This is a genomic window from Porphyromonas uenonis DSM 23387 = JCM 13868, assembly GCF_000482365.1.
Lineage (GTDB): Bacteria > Bacteroidota > Bacteroidia > Bacteroidales > Porphyromonadaceae > Porphyromonas > Porphyromonas uenonis.
The window spans coordinates 75,272-90,707 of record NZ_KI535309.1 but is presented as its reverse complement, the minus strand read 5'-3'; the positions used below and the strand labels follow the sequence as shown (position 1 = coordinate 90,707).

Sequence of the window (15,436 nt, the reverse complement as noted above, 5' to 3'; positions counted from 1 at the left end):
TTTGTTGTTCTGCTTGTGCTAGCGAGGTGAGCAAAGCTCTCTTCGTGGCATCACCTTCGCAAAGTTGCTGTACAAAGATACCGAAATCTGAGAGATTAACTCGGTCGTAGCCTACCCGCAAATAGTTTCCTAGGTATGAAACTAGAGTTTCCTAGGTAAGAAACTGGAGTTTCCTAGGTATGAAACTAGAGTTTCCTACGGAAGAAACTTTAGTTTCACTCTATTGGCACCAATGTCTCAGGCGTATCGGAGGAAATGAAGAGGAGCGACTGGCTAGCGACGCTGGGGATAGATGTAGGGTCGGCCGGAGGCGGGGGCGGGCTGCACGAGGACGGTGGTGTGGTAGGCCGCCTGCAGGTGCGCCTCGGTGAGAACCGTCTGGGGGGTGCCGTGAGCGAGCAAGCCGTCGGGACCGAAGAGGATGAGCTCCTCGCAGTACTCGGAGGCTACGTTGATATCGTGGAGGATCATCAGGATCGTCAATCCCTCTGCGTGGAGCGTCTCGAGGAGCTGCATGATCTCGGTCGTGTAGCCGATGTCTAGGTGCGAGATCGGCTCGTCGAGGAGGAGGAGCTGAGGCTCCTGCGTGAGTGCCTGTGCTATGGCGACCATCTGCTGTTCGCCACCGCTCAGTTCGTCGAGTCGCTTGTCGGCTAGTCGTGCGATGCCGGTGCGCTCGAGGTAATGGTCGCAGCGTGCATGATCCTCTTCGCTGTATCCGATCTGAAAGCGCTTGAAGTAAGGCAGTCGTCCCATGAGGACGTAGTCGTAGACCCTGAGTGGCTGAGGAATGATCTGTTGATTGACCATCGAGACGAGGCGAGCACGCTCACGGAGGGTGTAGTTGCTGAGGAGTTTGTCTAGTAGGCTAACCTTTCCAGAGAGTGGGGGCAGGACGCCCGTGAGGGTTTTGAAGCAGGTGCTTTTGCCAGCCCCATTAGGCCCGATGATAGCAGTCAGGGAGCCACGAGCGATGGCGAGGTCGAGAGGGCCGATGACCGCCTTGCGACCATAGCCACAGATGAGCTGCTCGGCACGTAGGATCGTCTGACTGGTCATATTTGGTGCGAGCGTCTAGTGCGGTGAATGAGGTAGAGGAAGGCGACGCCACCGATCAAGCCGGTGATGACACCTATCGGGAGCTCAATGGGCGAAAGGATGGTGCGGGCCAACATATCGCAGAGGATGAGGAAGATGCCGCCATTGATGAAGCTCCCGACGAGGAGGACGCGGTAGTCATTGCCGAGGAGGATACGTGTCGCCTGCGGAATGACTAGCCCGACGAAGCCGATGACGCCAGCTACGGAGACGCAGGCACTGGTCAGCAGCGAGCTGAGGACGAAGAGCCACAGCACGACTCGTCGTGTGTTGATGCCGAGCTGCTGCGCTTTGAGTTCGCCCAGACGGAGCGCATTGAGCGACTGTACGAAGAGGTAGCTCACCCCTAGGAGGAGCAAGGTGAAGAGGAGCATGCCCCAGACGATAAACGGCTTGCTTTCCTGTAGCGAACCCATCGTCCAGAAGATGATGCGGGAGAGTTGCTCGGCACGAGCCACGGAGAGAAGAAGCATGACGCCTGACGAAGCCATGAAGCTGACCATCACACCGACGAGGAGCATGCGCTGTACGCTTAGTCCGTGGCGCTGGTAGCTATTGGCATAGACCAGTAAGATGGTGACCAAAGCTCCGATGAAGCCGAAGGCGGGGAGCGTCAGGAAGGCGGTGGACAAGCCTAAGACGATGGCGAGCGTGACCCCTAGCGAAGCACCGCCCGAGATGCCGAGGGTGTAGGGCTCGACGAGCGGGTTGCGAAAAAGCCCCTGCAGGATAGCTCCGCAGAGGCTTAGCCCGCCACCGATGGAGATGGCGTTGATGATACGTGGCAGACGAAGCTGCGTCAGGATCGTGTACTCGACAGAGGTGGTGTCTGAGAGGATCTCCGAGAGCTGCCAGAGGGAGATGGGATGCGCCCCGACATGTAGCGATAGGATGGCGACGACTAGGAGCAGCAGCACCATCAGAGGGAGCGTCCAGTAGGACTTAGCGAGGGTCGGTCGGTGGGGCATGGGGAAGAAACTTTTACTCACTAAGGTAGTCGGTCATCAGCTGCAGTGCCTCGACAAAGTGCTGTGGCGTGGGCTGGCTGACGATTTCTCCTGGGAGCGGGCAGTAGTTGCTTTGCTGCACAGCTGTGACCGAGCGCAGCGTGTGCCACGACTCTTCTGATCCGCTCTCGCTGCCATGATTGGTGATGAGGAAGAGCACCTCGGGGTCTTGCTCTACGACATACTCTAGGCTGAGCTGACCATTGCCCGCCACGGTGACGATGTTCGTACAACCGCTGAAGGTGATTAGGTCATTCATATAGGTCGAGGTGGAGGCACCAAAGAGCGGGTCAAAAGCTATCTGCATGAAGGCACGAGGATGCCAGGGGCGTGTCGCATTGAGCTGCTTGAGCCAGTCGACTCGCTGGTTAATCTTTGCGAGCTGAGACTCGGCACGGTCGCTCGCGCCGACGAGTGTGGCAATCTGGCGATACTGCGCCTGTATGGTGTCGTAGCTGGCGGGATTGGTAAACTGAACGACCTCGATGCCAGCGTTCTCCAGTGCGGAGATGGTCTGCGGAGCGGTGAAGTCGGAGGCGAAGACAAGGGTCGGACGCTGTGCTATGAGGAGCTCGAGATTGGTCTGTATGGCGGAGCCAACGACGGTGACGCTATCGGCAACGGCTCGGCTACAGTAAGAGGTGCAGCCGACGAGGAGCGAGTCGCATCCGAGGTCGTAGAGCTGGTCAGTCACGGAGGGGACGAGCGAGACGATGCGTGGCGCTTGCGTCTCGTCTTCTTGCTGGCTCGCCTTGTGGCAACCGACCAAGAGAGGGAACAGAAGTAGGAGCGGAAGGAAGCGCAGGAGCGGTCTGCGCAGCGAATGGGTTAGAGCGGTCATAGTACGTTAGGAGTGAAGGGTAAAGGGGTCACTGTCGCGCCATACGGGGAACTTCTGCCGAAAGGCTGCCAGAGGCTCCGGCTCTAGCGTGGCGCTCAAGAGTTGGTCTGCGTAAGGTTTCGCTTCGATGAGCGGGCTGCCGAGATAGTCGTAGGCTAAGCTTTCGCCTGAGTAGTCGGTGCCAAAGGGATCGGAGCCGATGCGGTTGACGCCGATGACGTAGGCGACATTCTCGACGGCGCGAGCTTGTAGGAGTGTGCGCCAAGCGGTGATGCGGGGACGAGGCCAATTGGCGACGACGAGCAGGAGGTCGTAGTCGAGCGAGCCGTCCGTATGGGTACGATTGCGACACCATACGGGGAAGCGTAGGTCGTAGCAGGTGATCAGTCGTATGCGCCAGCCACGATAGGTGACGATGTCGTAGTCCTTGCCTGGCGTGAGGAGGCGGTCTTCGCCAGCTATGGAGAAGAGGTGCCGCTTGTCCTGCGCATAGAGCGATCCGTCGGGGAGCGCCATGTAGGCACGGTTGTAGTAGTGCGTCGGCTGCGCCTCGTCGTCCCAGACGAAGGCGGAGGAGGCGATCGCTATCTGATGCTCCTGCGCCAAGGCTCGCAGGCGCTCCAGCTCAGCACCCCGCCAGGGACGGGCCGACTGAGCCACCTTGAGGTTAAAGCCCGTGAGCATCACCTCGGGGAAGACAACTAAGTGCGCTCCCTCCTCGGCAGCCGTGCGTATGTCCTCCGCCATGAGGCGAAGGTTTGCCTCGGGATCTGTCCAGACGATCGGGCGCTGTGCGAGAACCACCCGCAGTGTCTCCTGCTCCATCAGCTTATAGAGTCTGCTCGCTAAAGAGCTCAGGCTTCTTCGCCTGGTCGGCGTGGTACTTACTCCTTATATATAGTATGTCCTTGTCGAGGTCTCCCGTCGGGACAAACTGCTCGAAGATGCCGATGCGCTTACGCTTGTAGTCTATGACCGCCAGCTGTATGGGTACGCCCGCCTCCTCGGCGATGTGATAGAAACCTGTCTTCCATCTGTCCCGAGCTTTGCGCGAACCCTCAGGCGTGATCGCCACGGCGAAGTCGTCCTTAGCACGAAAGCGCGCTACAACCTGTTCGACCGTATTGCCCTTGTGGCGACGATCTATAGGGATGCCTCCCATCGCCTTGAAGAGCCATCCGAGAGGCGGGACGAAGAGCTCGCGCTTCATCAAGAAGTGCGCTCTCTGTCCTACCGCCCAGTAGTATAGCTTGCCCCATATGAAGTCCATATTGCTCGTATGGGGCGCTACACAGATGACGCTCTGCGGTGGATAGGCGGCGGGCTCAATGAGCTGCCAGCCACACCAGCGCAGTATGAGACGTGCTAGCTTCATCAGCAGACTAAGCCTCTGGAGTTAGTAGCTCGTCACCGAGCTTGTTGACCTCGCCCTCGATCTCATTGGCGAAGTGCAGGTACTCCTCATGGAGCTTGTTGTAGTAGCTGCGAACGAGCTTAGACTCGCCACGGCCGTCTGTATGTGAGATGCGAGCGATGAAGTCATTCTCGCTGTCGATCACCTTGCTGATCAGCTCCTCGATGGCGGGCTTGCGCTCCTCAGAGGCTACTGCATGGAGGATAGATAGGTCAAAGAGCATCTCTTCGACATCTGTATGTATGGTTTTCTTTAGGTTTCTACGACTTGCCATAGTTTGATTGATTAGTTGGTTATTAGCTTACGAAAAAGATGATGAGCATCTGTGCCGTCAAGACACGGAGGAACATCGTCAGTGGGTAGACCGTCGCATAGCCCACGGCGGGCGCATCCTCCTCGGTGAGTCCGTTGGCATAGGCCAGTGCAGGGGGATCGGTCATACTACCAGCCATCAGCCCTGAGAGCGTGAGGTAGTTGACCTTAAAGAGCTTCTTGCCGAGGAAGCCCACGATGAGCATCGGTATGATCGTGATGATAAAGCCGTAGCCGACCCAGTGATAGCCTCCATTGATGATCGTATCGACGAAGCCATCGCCAGCGCCGATGCCGACGCAGGTGAGGAAAAGCGCGATGCCGATCTCACGGATCATCAGGTTGGCACTATGTGTCGTATAGGTCACAAGGCCAAACTTAGGACCGAAGTTGCTCAGCAGGATCGCCACGATAAGCGGACCGCCCGCCAAGCCCAGCTTGATAGGCTGAGGGATGCCAGGGAAGGCAAAGGGGATAGAGCCAAAGAGTACACCGATAGCGATACCGATGAAGATCCCGATCAGGTTCGGTTCGTTAAGATGCTTCTGGGAGTCGCCGACCAGCTCACGCACCTTGTTGACAGAGGCATCAGAGCCTACGACCCGTATCTGGTCGCCCATCTGCAGGCGCATATTAGGATGTGCTACGAGGTCCACTCCAGCACGTGTCACACGGGTTACATTGACACCGTAGATCTGACGTAGCTGTAGCTCTCCGAGACGCTTACCGTTGAGCGTTTTCTTCGTGATTGTGTACTTGTTGCTGATGAGGTTTGACCCCGTGGGGATCCACTTCTTACGGTCTATCTCGATGCGCTGCCCGAAGATCGCCTCCGAGTGATCTAGCTCGTGAGGCTGTCCGATGACGAAGACACGGTCATGCTCCTCGAGGATAGTGCTCCCCGTAGCGACCGTGATCTCCTGAGTCTCATGATTATAGTGCCGTGACACGACGATGTCGCCATGCTCGAAGTAGCTCGAGAGTAGCTCCATGATGGACTTGCCAAAGACTGCGGGATTTGCCACGACAAAGGAAGCCGCACGCGCCGTATGCTCTAGGGCATCATCTTGAGAGACGAAGTCTTGCTCCTCCTTGCGGATATTGATCCGTAAGACACTGCGTACCACCATCATCGAGAGTATGATACCGATCACCCCGAGCGGATAGGCCACCGCATAGCCCATTGCAATGGAGGGGTCAGACGTACCCATGATATCTGAGTAAGTTTGCTCCGCAGCACCTAGGCCAGGCGTATTCGTCACAGCACCCGAGAGGATACCCACCATTGTTGACATAGGTAGTCCTGAGATATACTTGATAGCGATCGTGACGCCCACGCCGAGCATGACCACGAGGACCGCCAGAAGATTGAGCTTCAGACCGCCCTTCTTCAGTGAGGGGAAGAAGCCTGGTCCCACCTGCAGACCGACCGCATAGATAAAGAGTATGAGGCCAAACTCCTTGACAAAGTGCAAAACCCCAGGCTCGATCTGCATCCCTAGAGCACCGAAGAAGATACCCACGAAGAGTACCAGCGTCACACCCAGGGAGACCTTGCCGATCTTGATGCGTCCTAGGAGCATCCCCACAGCGATGACTAGAGCTATCAGGAAGACAGAGTGCGCTATCCCCGAGCCGACAAATAAGTTTTCAAACCAATTCATTGTACAATAAGCTTTTTACTTGATGTGATGTAGAGTATGTAATAATAAGATGTGTGCGTTACAAGAAGCCTCTAGGTAGGGGAGCGTGGGGTTACTTACCTTTGAGTAATTGGTGATAAGAGGTCGGGTCTCCGAGGAGCGACACAGCACGCTGCGCCACCTTGTCTCGTGACATATAGTACTCCAGTCGTCCCTCGTCGTAGTAGTAGCGTGAGATGATCTCCATATTGAGGTAGTCCCGGATGAAGCTCTCGTACGTCTTCATCAGCCGAGGCGTGTCGGCCTTGAGGCTTTTCTGAAATGCGGCAAACTCGTCCGACACCTCGTCGTAGCGCTGCTCCCCCTTGAGCGCCTCCTCCACCTTCTTGACCAGTTCGTCAGCAATAGACTTAAAGGTAAAGCCACTCTCTATCACCTTCTTCTGATAAGCTGCATAAGCCTCATCCCCTAGATCGAAGCTCCTGAGCGTACTCCGCTCGGGAGCTTTGTGCGTTAGTAGGTAGTCGGTGACAAAGTCATAGGTAAGTGTGTCAAAGAGCAGAGTGCCTAGCAACGAAGGAATCGAGTCTGACGGACAAACGATGTCGGGCATGATGCCTCCCGCGGCGTAGACGGTGCGTCCCCCCGTAGTGCTGTAGGGTACGCCCAGCGAATCGGTCGCATTGACCTGCTCAGAGCCACCACGATGGTTGTAGGAGAGCTTCTGTATAGAGCGTCCACTAGGTATATAGTAGCGAGCCGTAGTCAGCTTGAGTAGTCCGCCATCGGGCAGCTCGAGGGTGCCTTGCACCAGTCCCTTGCCAAAGCTCTTGCGCCCCACGATCACTGCACGATCATAGTCCTGCAAGGCTCCCGCCACGATCTCAGAGGCAGAGGCTGAGCCCTCGTTGATCAGCACGACGAGCGGTATCTTCGTGTCGAGAGGATCTTTGGTCGTCTTGTAACTATTGCTCTGCTGCGGGTAGCGCCCCTTGAGTGAAACGACCAGCTGTCCCTTGGGGATAAATAGATTGACCAACTGTATCGCTTGCTCCATCAGCCCGCCACCATTGTCACGAAGGTCTAGGATCAGCCCGCTCAGCTTACCCCCAGCATCCTTCTGTAAGCGGTCGTAAGCTTTGAGAAACTCTTGGCAGGTGGAGGTGGAGAAGGTATTGAGCGAGATAAAGCCCACACGACCATCGAGTAGCTCCGCATAGGAGACAGGACTCAGGTCGATGCGCTCACGGTTGAAAACCACCGTCAGCGAGTCCTTGGCATAGCCCGGACGGCGCACCACCAGTGTGATAGGCGTGCCCGGCTCACCACGGAGCTCATTGCGCACGTCGACCACCTTCGTGTGAGAGAAGTCCTTGCCATTGATTCGCCATATGACGTCGGCCGGGCGTAGCCCCGCCTTGTCGGCCGCTTTGCCCTGCATGAGCGAGCCAATGATGACGACCGAGTCTTGATGCTGTCGTAGGATCGCTCCAATGCCACCGTAGAGGCCCGTCGTACTCTCCTCAAAGGCTTTCGTCTCCTCCTCGTTGAAGTAAACCGTGTAAGGGTCCAGCTGCTGTAGCATGTAGGTGAGTGCACCGTCGTAGAGCGTGGTCAGGTCGACCGTATCAACGAAGAAGTTGCGTACATTGCTCAGTACGCTCCCCATCACCGCCATAGTGGTGGTAAAATCATTGGTAGGGCGTGACGTAGAGGTCTCTTGAGCCACCAGACTCATCGGAGCCAATGTCAGGGAGCCGACGAGAAGTAGCGCGAGTAGGGAGTGAGCGAGTTGTTTCATACGATATTTACGACGTTGGCACAAAGATACGGAATAACTCGATACCTATCTCGTTGAAGCCTATCCCGCAACCCCCTAGTGACACTTGTGCTTTTCATGCTTTGTGGCACGAGTTCACGAGTTGCCGAAAATTCCTCAGGAGGAATTGTCTAAATAGGCATGAGCCCTGCCCCCGAAGGTGCGCTAGACGAAGCTATTTTGTAAGCATTATCTGTCCGGTGTTGTAACTGAAAAGCCAGACAGCGTAACATATCAGCACGAAAAAACCAACGCATGCAGAGGCAATGATCCAGTTCCGTGCTTGTCGACTAGCGTAGGCTGCTCTCTCGTAGTCGCCAGCTAGATAGCGTGAGGAGACCCGTGATGAGTAGATGATTGCGATGATACCTCCTAAATTACAGCAGAAGAGGGTGACAAGGATACTCCATACGAGGTAGCTGGGCGGTATGGGCGGGAGCTCCGAGGCTGTATCGTGCTGAGGAGCACTAGCATACTGTGACGCATTGTGGCCTTGTGGCGCTTCGTAGGTGGGTGCGCTGTAGCTAGGAATTGGCGGTGTCGTGGGGGTAAAGAGCGCATCCAGCTCGCGCACCTCACGGGCGGGAGCCCAGTCGCTCATACCCTCCGTCCAGACCATCGTCTCAGGCGTAAGCGCTAGCCTCGCAAGCTTCTCGATCGTGTAGGGACCAGCCTGCTTGTCATTGTAGATGATATAGTATTGCCTCATCGTTGCTGTGTGGTTTGATTACTTTTCCTCCAAAGGTACAGAATATTTGCAGATTTCGCTACTGGGGTGCTATCGGAAACGAAGCAGGCTCCCCGAGGTGTATGCCTCAGAGAGCCTGCTCGCTGTTGTCATCACCACTCCTAGCAGCTAGGAGGGTAAGTCTTTGCTATAATTAGAAGCGATAGCCTAGACCTACGTAGAAGTTCATGTTGTTGACCTTCGTCTTCTCCACTGCGGAGGTGTTGAGTAGACCATACTCGAAGCCTAGGTTGAGACCGAACTGCTGATACTCAAAGCCAGCCTGCATGCCGACACCTAGATCGAAAGGCTTAAGTGTAGCAGGGATAGTTACACCAGCGATCTTAGACTCCTTATATGGGTTGTTGTCACGCTTGTTGAGCTCTTCAACAGCCTTCTTTGAAAGCTCAGCAACGGTACCCTCGCCAGTTGCCTTGTAAACGTTCTTACCAAGGAAGCCGTAAGAGAACCAAGGACCAGCCTGGATAGAGACAGCCATACCAGGAGCTACAGCTGCGCGGTATCCTACATGTACAGGGATCTCGACGTTGTGGAGCCAAAGAGTATTGTTTACCTTAGCGCCCAGCACCTCTGTAGCCTCACCCTTATGACCACGGCTGAGGAAGTACAGACCAGGATTGACGTAGAAACCGTCTGTGATGCCGAACTCGACACCGACACCAGCGCGGTAGCCGATCATCATCTTGCCGTCCTGAGACTGATCTCCGACCTTAGTAGTCTGGTTAGCGAAGTTAGCACCTGCCTCTACCTTGATAGCGGGGCGCATCTGAGCTGTAGCTAGCGTAGTAGCTGCGAGCATCGTAACGATTGCGAGAATTACTTTCTTCATTGTTAGTTGATTGATTATAGGTTAGTTAATTAGTTAATTTGGTTTCGGATTTTTCGGAAGGCTCTCCCCTAATACTTCGCCAGATACGCTTATCTAGCCGTGTGGAAGCGCCTTTACGATGGCAAATATACAGAAAAACAATTACAGCGCAAGTATTCTTGACTCCACAAGTCTAATAAGTCGCTTGCTGTAGGAGCGCATGGGCCGTGAAAGAGTCCGCGCTCCCGGAGGTTTCGGAGCAAACAGAAAGACGACCACAGGGATTGCTCCACGTGGTCGTCAGACGTTGGCGCCTTACTTCGCTATGCTAGGCGAAGCGAGGGCGTGTATACTATAGATTGGGATTGACCGTGTGCCAGTCAGCGACAGCGGGGATGATGCCCATCTGTATGATCTGATCGCGCATAGCCTGTAGGTGCTCGTAGCTCTTGTCGAGAGCTGCCTCTTCGTCGGGTAGCCCCTTGACTTCCTTATAAGCTACACCGTCACGTGTGATAGTGGTCTCACGAGCCATCATCACATTCTTGTAACGGCTGTCACGAACGAAGCAACCAGCTGGCCAGCGGAAGGGCTCGCCACCCATAGCCGCGCGTATCATCTCAATGGATACGTAGGCTGGGCTCTGAAAGCTAGAGCGACCACGCAGAGCGATGATGTTGGCACCGCCCTTGATGACGCGCTGCTGGAGTGCAGCCCAGTCGTCGTGCGTCAGCCGGTCTGTGCCGATGAGGTCTGTGAGCGGGGTGCCGTCGACACGAGCGGTGCTGGCGAAGACAGCCATCTGCTCACCGTGACCACCATAGGTACGGGTATTGGTTACTTGGCTCTGCTGGAGACCAAAGTGCTTGGCTAGCTCGCTCTGCAGACGTGTGCTATCGAGCGCTGCCAGGGTGGTCACCTGCGAAGGCTTTAGCCCTGAGTGAATGAGCGTGACGAGACCGGTGATGTCAGCGGGGTTGAAGATGATGACCACGTGGTGCACGTCGGGGCAGTACTTCTTGATGTTGCGTCCTAGCTCAGCAGCGATCTCAGAGTTCCCCTTGAGTAGGTCTTCGCGGGTCATACCCTCCTTGCGAGGCGCACCGCCCGATGAGACGATATACTTAGCCCCTCGGAGAGCCTCAGCGATGTCTGAGGTGAAGGTGAGGTTTAGCCCCTCGAAGCCACAGTGGCGCATCTCCTCCCAGACGCCTTCGAGTCCCTTGGCAAAGGGGTCGTAGAGGCAGATGTTTGGAGTTAGGTGCATCATGGCAGCAGTCTGCGCCATATTTGATCCGATCATACCGGCAGCGCCGATGAGGACCAGTTTGTCTTGCGTTACAAAGTTCATAGTGCTTATTTAGTCTGTATTGAAATTGTCAGCTTATTGCGTTGCGCCCCTATTAATAAAGAAGAGAGACTGGGAGGAAAGCTTTGCGACCCTACAGGTCTGACTGCTCACACCCCCAATCTCTCCACTAAGCGATCGCTTCTACGGGTTTGCGCTTATCGGCTTACGCCTCGTAGCGACGTGCGATCTCCTTCCAGTTGATGATAGACCATAGGTCCTTGACGTGATCGGCACGACGGTTCTGATAAGTGAGGTAGTAAGCGTGCTCCCATACGTCGAAGCACATCAGCGGCTTGAGGCCCTTGCGTAGAGGGTTGCCAGCGTTAGGCTCCTTCTCGATAGAGAGCTTGCCCTTGTCGTCACTAGCTAGCCAAGCCCAGCCTGAACCAAAGAGTGAGGTGCAGGCATCGTTGAAGGCTGTCTGGAACGCCTCAAAGCTACCGAAGTCGCGCTTGATAGCGTCAGCGAGCTTGCCCTCGGGGTGCCCACCAGCGTTTGGTGCGAACTGGAGGAAGTACATGTTGTGATTCATCACCTGGCCAGCCTGATTGTAGAGCTTGCCCTCCGCCTTGCGAACGATCTCCTCGAGAGAGGCGTCCTTGAGGTCAGAGTCGGGCAGGAGCTTATTAAGCGTGTCGACATAGCCCTTGAGGTGCTTGCCGTGGTGATACTGAATCGTCTCAGCGCTGATTACTGGCTCAAGCGCATCGTTTGCATAGGGGAGCTTTATTAGTTCGTGTGTCATATTGCTTTATCTGTTTACTTTAAGTGTGACATGTGCAGTTCCAGGCTCATAGCATTCTGAGCCTAGACTGCGTCACAAAGGTATACAAAATGAATTACAAAAACAAGTCCCCAGAGTGCGGGATCAGAGGGCAGCCTCCTTGAGGCGCTCGGTATTCTCAGCAACGATGAGCGCATCGATGATCGGCTGCAGGTCGCCACCGAGGACGCCTGGCAGGTTGTGCACGGTCAGACCGATGCGGTGATCGGTGACACGACCCTGAGGGAAGTTGTAGGTGCGGATCTTTGCCGAGCGGTCGCCCGTCGAGACCATCGTCTTACGACGTGAGGCGATCTCGTCAATATACTTCTGGTGCTCCTTGTCGTAGATGAAAGTGCGAAGGCGTGAGAGGGCACGCTCCTTGTTCTTCGGCTGGTCGCGCGTCTCGGTACACTCGATCGTTATGTCCTCCACGACGCCCGTATTGGGGTTGCGCCACGGATAGTGCAGACGTACGCCCGACTCCACCTTGTTGACGTTCTGCCCACCAGCACCACTGGAGCGGAAGGTGTCCCACTTGATCTCTCCCTCGTTGATATTTACCTCAAACTTGTCCGCCTCAGGCAGTACCGCCACGGTCGCTGCCGAGGTGTGGATACGTCCTTGCGTCTCCGTCTGCGGAACACGCTGCACACGGTGCACGCCACTCTCATACTTGAGCGTACCGTAGACGCCCGTGCCTGTGATGTTGAGGACGATCTCTTTGTAACCTCCCGTACCGCCCTCGGTGTAGCTACTGACGGTGACGTTCCACCCCTTGGTCTCGCAGTAGCGCGAGTACATACGGAAGAGATCTCCCGCAAAGAGCGCAGCCTCGTCACCGCCCGTCCCAGCGCGTAGCTCTAGGATAGCGTTCTTGTCGTCCTCAGGGTCATTCGGTAGGAGGAGTAGCTTGATCTCCTCCTCCATCTTAGGGATCTCCTCCTTAGCCTCAGCGAGTAGTTCGCGAGCCATGGCCTTTAGCTCCTCATCGCTGTCGCTGTCCTGGAGGGTGCTCTCGGCCTCCTCCTGCTGGGTCAGAAGTTGCTTGTACTGCCCCCCAGCCTTGAGGATCTCTCCGAGGTGAGTGTACTCCTTGCTCAGGGTGGCAAAGCGCCTGCCGTCGGCGATGACGCTAGGGTCTGTGATCAAAGTCTCTAGCTCCTCGTGGCGCGCCACCAGAGCTTCTATGCGGTTGAGTAAATCGTTCATATAGGTCTGCTAAGTGATGTAAGGGGTGGGTCAAAAGCTATCGCTCTACCGTGCCAAAGGGCGTAATGAGCGTCAGGCGGTTCTGGTCGGCCGACTCGACACGGCCGATGACCTGCGCATCAATGTTGAAGTGTCGTGCCACGGCGATGGCCTCTTCGGCCTGCTCTGCGGGCAAGTAAGCCTCTAGGCGGTGCCCCATGTTGAAGACTTGGTACAGCTCCGCAGCATCGGCGCCACTCTCCTCGGCAATCATCTGGAAAAGCGGCGGGACGGGGAGCAGATGATCCTTGATAATGTGCTTGTTCGTGACGAAGTTCATCACCTTCGTCTGAGCACCTCCGGTACAGTGGATCAGTCCATGTATGGCGGGGCGCATCTCCTTGAGCAGCTTCGCCACAAGCGGAGCGTAAGTGCGTGTCGGTGAGAGGATCAGTTCGCCGACCGTCAGCCCGGTCCCTGGCACCTCAGCGAGTAGCTCACGGCTCCCGCTGTAAACCAAGTCGTCAGGCACCGCAGGGTCGTAGCTCTCGGGGAACTTCTCGGCCAATGCGTGCGAGAGTATATCGTGTCGTGCGGAGGTTAGTCCGTTGCTCCCCATGCCGCCATTGTAACGCGCCTCGTAAGTCGCCTGACCATAGGAGGCGAAGCCGACGATCACGTCTCCGTCAGCGATATGTGCGTTGTCGATGATGTCGCTCCGACGCATACGACAGGTCACCGTGCTGTCCACGATGATCGTACGAACCAGATCGCCCACGTCAGCCGTCTCACCTCCCGTAAGGTAGATCTCTACGCCGAGATCGCGCATCTGCGCTAGGATCTCCTCGGTACCATTGATGACTGCACCGATCACTTCGCCTGGTATGAGCTGCTTGTTGCGCCCGATGGTTGAGGAGAGGAGCATCCCCGAGGTCGCTCCCACGCAGAGGAGGTCGTCGAGGTTCATCACGATCGCATCCTGCGCAATGCCTCGCCACACGGATAGATCGCCCGTCTCTCGCCAGTAGATATAGGCTAGCGAAGACTTTGTGCCAGCCCCATCAGCGTGCATGATATTGCAATAGTCAGGATCACCACCCAGTATGTCAGGGAGGATCTTGCAGAAGGCTTGCGGGTAGAGCCCTTTGTCTATGTGAGCTATCGCCTTGTGTACATCTTCTTTTGCGGCAGAAACGCCACGGCGCATATATCGGTTCATAGAGACCTTAGAGGTTAGAGGTTAGACTTTAGAAATTAGAAGTTAGAGATTAGCGAAGCCTGAGCACGTCGCCCTCCTCGGGGACGTAGTCGTAGTCTAGATGGTTCATACGGTAGAGTCGAGCGAGGCGGATGCCGTAGCGCTGGGAGATGTCGTGCATCGACTCGCCTACCTGCACCACATGGTCGGGGTAGTCAGGCGTGGCACGCTTGTTCTTGCGCTCTAGGTAGATCACGTCGCCAGCCTGTAGCGGGAAGTCTACTGGCATATCGTTGTAGTCGGCCAAGCGCTTGAGGCTTATGCCCATCTCACGAGCGATCGACTCGAGCGAGTCCCCTTCGTTTGCCAATATATATAGGAGTCCATAGCTAAAGTATCCCTCGTGCGTCAGCTTCATCTCCGGATCCTTTTCAGAAGGCGTATAAGTCGGAGCGGGACGGCCCGACATCCAGCGCGGGTAGCGCCCACGATCCAGCTCGTATAGCTCGTACTGCTCGATCACCTTGATGAGCATGTTGGCGTAGCCCTTGTTCGTCGCATAGCCACACTGCTGCAGTCCCCTAGCCCACGCCTCATAGTCCGTGATCTGGTAAGTGTATAGCACCTTGTAGCGAGGCTGCTTGAGGAAGTTCGAGTGATCCTCGTAGGAGTCACCCGCAGAGCGGTACTTGCGAAAGCACTCTCCCTTGAGATCATCGTCGGCATAGATACGCTGCCCCTGCCAGGCGCGGTGACACTTGATGCCGAAGTGGTTATTACCATCGCGCGCCAGACGACTAGAGCCAGCGCCCGTCTCGATCAGCCCCTGCGCCATCGTGATGCTCGCAGGGATCTTGTGACGCTTCATCTGGCGAATGCACTCATCGGCATAGGTACGTATATAGGTCTGGTAGTTAGGATTCATCGGCGCCTGCCCCCACGCAGTGGTGCAGAGCAAGAGCAGACAAGCTATCGAGAGCAGAGACCGTGACAGATCGGTGAAGAGCTTCATAGGGCTTTAGGCGTTAATCTATTAGGTGTGTAGCTAGGGACCAAGCACTTCTCCACAAAGTGAGAGGAGCTACCTGAACTACAAAGGTACTAAATAGATCTGTAGTCACTAGCTTCGGCATCGACGCAACGCTTAATCGGCTAGTCGTCACGTATGTAAGAATTTTCGTACCTTTGCGCCATTGTACAGAGTATCTATACATACAGTTTTACCTATTAAATCACCACAACT

General features: G+C 55.8%; 15 protein-coding genes. All 15 read right to left on the bottom strand.

Features of this window, described 5'->3' with window-relative positions:
• Positions 1-273 precede the first annotated feature (273 nt).
• A complete protein-coding gene (locus L215_RS0108075) occupies positions 274-1,059 on the bottom strand; it encodes an ABC transporter ATP-binding protein (protein WP_025883218.1) in 786 nt (261 codons plus the stop codon).
• A complete protein-coding gene (locus tag L215_RS0108070) occupies positions 1,056-2,066 on the bottom strand; it encodes a FecCD family ABC transporter permease (RefSeq protein ID WP_025883219.1) in 1,011 nt (336 codons plus the stop codon). The genes L215_RS0108075 and L215_RS0108070 overlap by 4 nt, the downstream gene beginning before the upstream one ends.
• A gap of 13 nt (positions 2,067-2,079) precedes the next feature.
• A complete protein-coding gene (locus tag L215_RS0108065) occupies positions 2,080-2,946 on the bottom strand; it encodes an ABC transporter substrate-binding protein (protein ID WP_025883220.1) in 867 nt (288 codons plus the stop codon).
• A gap of 6 nt (positions 2,947-2,952) precedes the next feature.
• The gene (locus L215_RS0108060; RefSeq protein WP_025883221.1) at positions 2,953-3,771 is read right to left on the bottom strand and encodes a nitrilase-related carbon-nitrogen hydrolase; all 819 of its coding nucleotides are present in this window, start codon (positions 3,769-3,771) and stop codon (positions 2,953-2,955) included.
• A 4-nt stretch (positions 3,772-3,775) separates the two neighbouring features.
• Positions 3,776-4,321: a lysophospholipid acyltransferase family protein gene (locus tag L215_RS0108055; protein WP_025883222.1), complete on the bottom strand. Its 546-nt coding sequence runs from the start codon at positions 4,319-4,321 to the stop codon at positions 3,776-3,778.
• A 7-nt stretch (positions 4,322-4,328) separates the two neighbouring features.
• On the bottom strand, positions 4,329-4,634 hold the full coding sequence (locus tag L215_RS0108050) for a hypothetical protein (protein ID WP_025883223.1): 306 nt from the start codon (positions 4,632-4,634) through the stop codon (positions 4,329-4,331).
• 22 nt (positions 4,635-4,656) lie between these two features.
• Complete coding sequence (locus tag L215_RS0108045; RefSeq protein WP_025883224.1) at positions 4,657-6,336, bottom strand: putative transporter; 1,680 nt, start codon at positions 6,334-6,336, stop codon at positions 4,657-4,659.
• Positions 6,337-6,427: 91 nt separating this feature from the next.
• Positions 6,428-8,116: a S41 family peptidase gene (locus L215_RS0108040; protein ID WP_025883225.1), complete on the bottom strand. Its 1,689-nt coding sequence runs from the start codon at positions 8,114-8,116 to the stop codon at positions 6,428-6,430.
• 193 nt (positions 8,117-8,309) lie between these two features.
• The gene (locus L215_RS0108035; RefSeq protein ID WP_025883226.1) at positions 8,310-8,843 is read right to left on the bottom strand and encodes a CD225/dispanin family protein; all 534 of its coding nucleotides are present in this window, start codon (positions 8,841-8,843) and stop codon (positions 8,310-8,312) included.
• A gap of 172 nt (positions 8,844-9,015) precedes the next feature.
• Positions 9,016-9,711 (bottom strand): porin family protein, encoded by a 696-nt coding sequence (locus L215_RS0108030; RefSeq protein WP_025883227.1) that lies wholly within the window; start codon positions 9,709-9,711, stop codon positions 9,016-9,018.
• A gap of 331 nt (positions 9,712-10,042) precedes the next feature.
• Positions 10,043-11,041 carry a malate dehydrogenase gene (locus tag L215_RS0108025; RefSeq protein WP_007365665.1) on the bottom strand — a complete coding sequence of 333 codons (999 nt, stop codon included), beginning with the start codon at positions 11,039-11,041 and terminating at the stop codon, positions 10,043-10,045.
• Between the two features lie 163 nt (positions 11,042-11,204).
• Entirely contained in the window at positions 11,205-11,786 is a 582-nt protein-coding gene (locus L215_RS0108020; protein WP_027451614.1) for a superoxide dismutase, read from the bottom strand.
• Between the two features lie 123 nt (positions 11,787-11,909).
• Positions 11,910-13,016, bottom strand: a complete 1,107-nt coding sequence (gene prfA, locus L215_RS0108015; protein WP_025883228.1) for a peptide chain release factor 1 — start codon at positions 13,014-13,016, stop codon at positions 11,910-11,912.
• 37 nt (positions 13,017-13,053) lie between these two features.
• Positions 13,054-14,214, bottom strand: coding sequence for an AIR synthase related protein (locus L215_RS0108010; protein WP_027451613.1), 1,161 nt, complete (start codon positions 14,212-14,214; stop codon positions 13,054-13,056).
• A 49-nt stretch (positions 14,215-14,263) separates the two neighbouring features.
• The gene (locus L215_RS0108005) at positions 14,264-15,205 is read right to left on the bottom strand and encodes a glucosaminidase domain-containing protein (RefSeq protein WP_027451612.1); all 942 of its coding nucleotides are present in this window, start codon (positions 15,203-15,205) and stop codon (positions 14,264-14,266) included.
• Between the last annotated feature and the right edge of the window lie 231 nt (positions 15,206-15,436).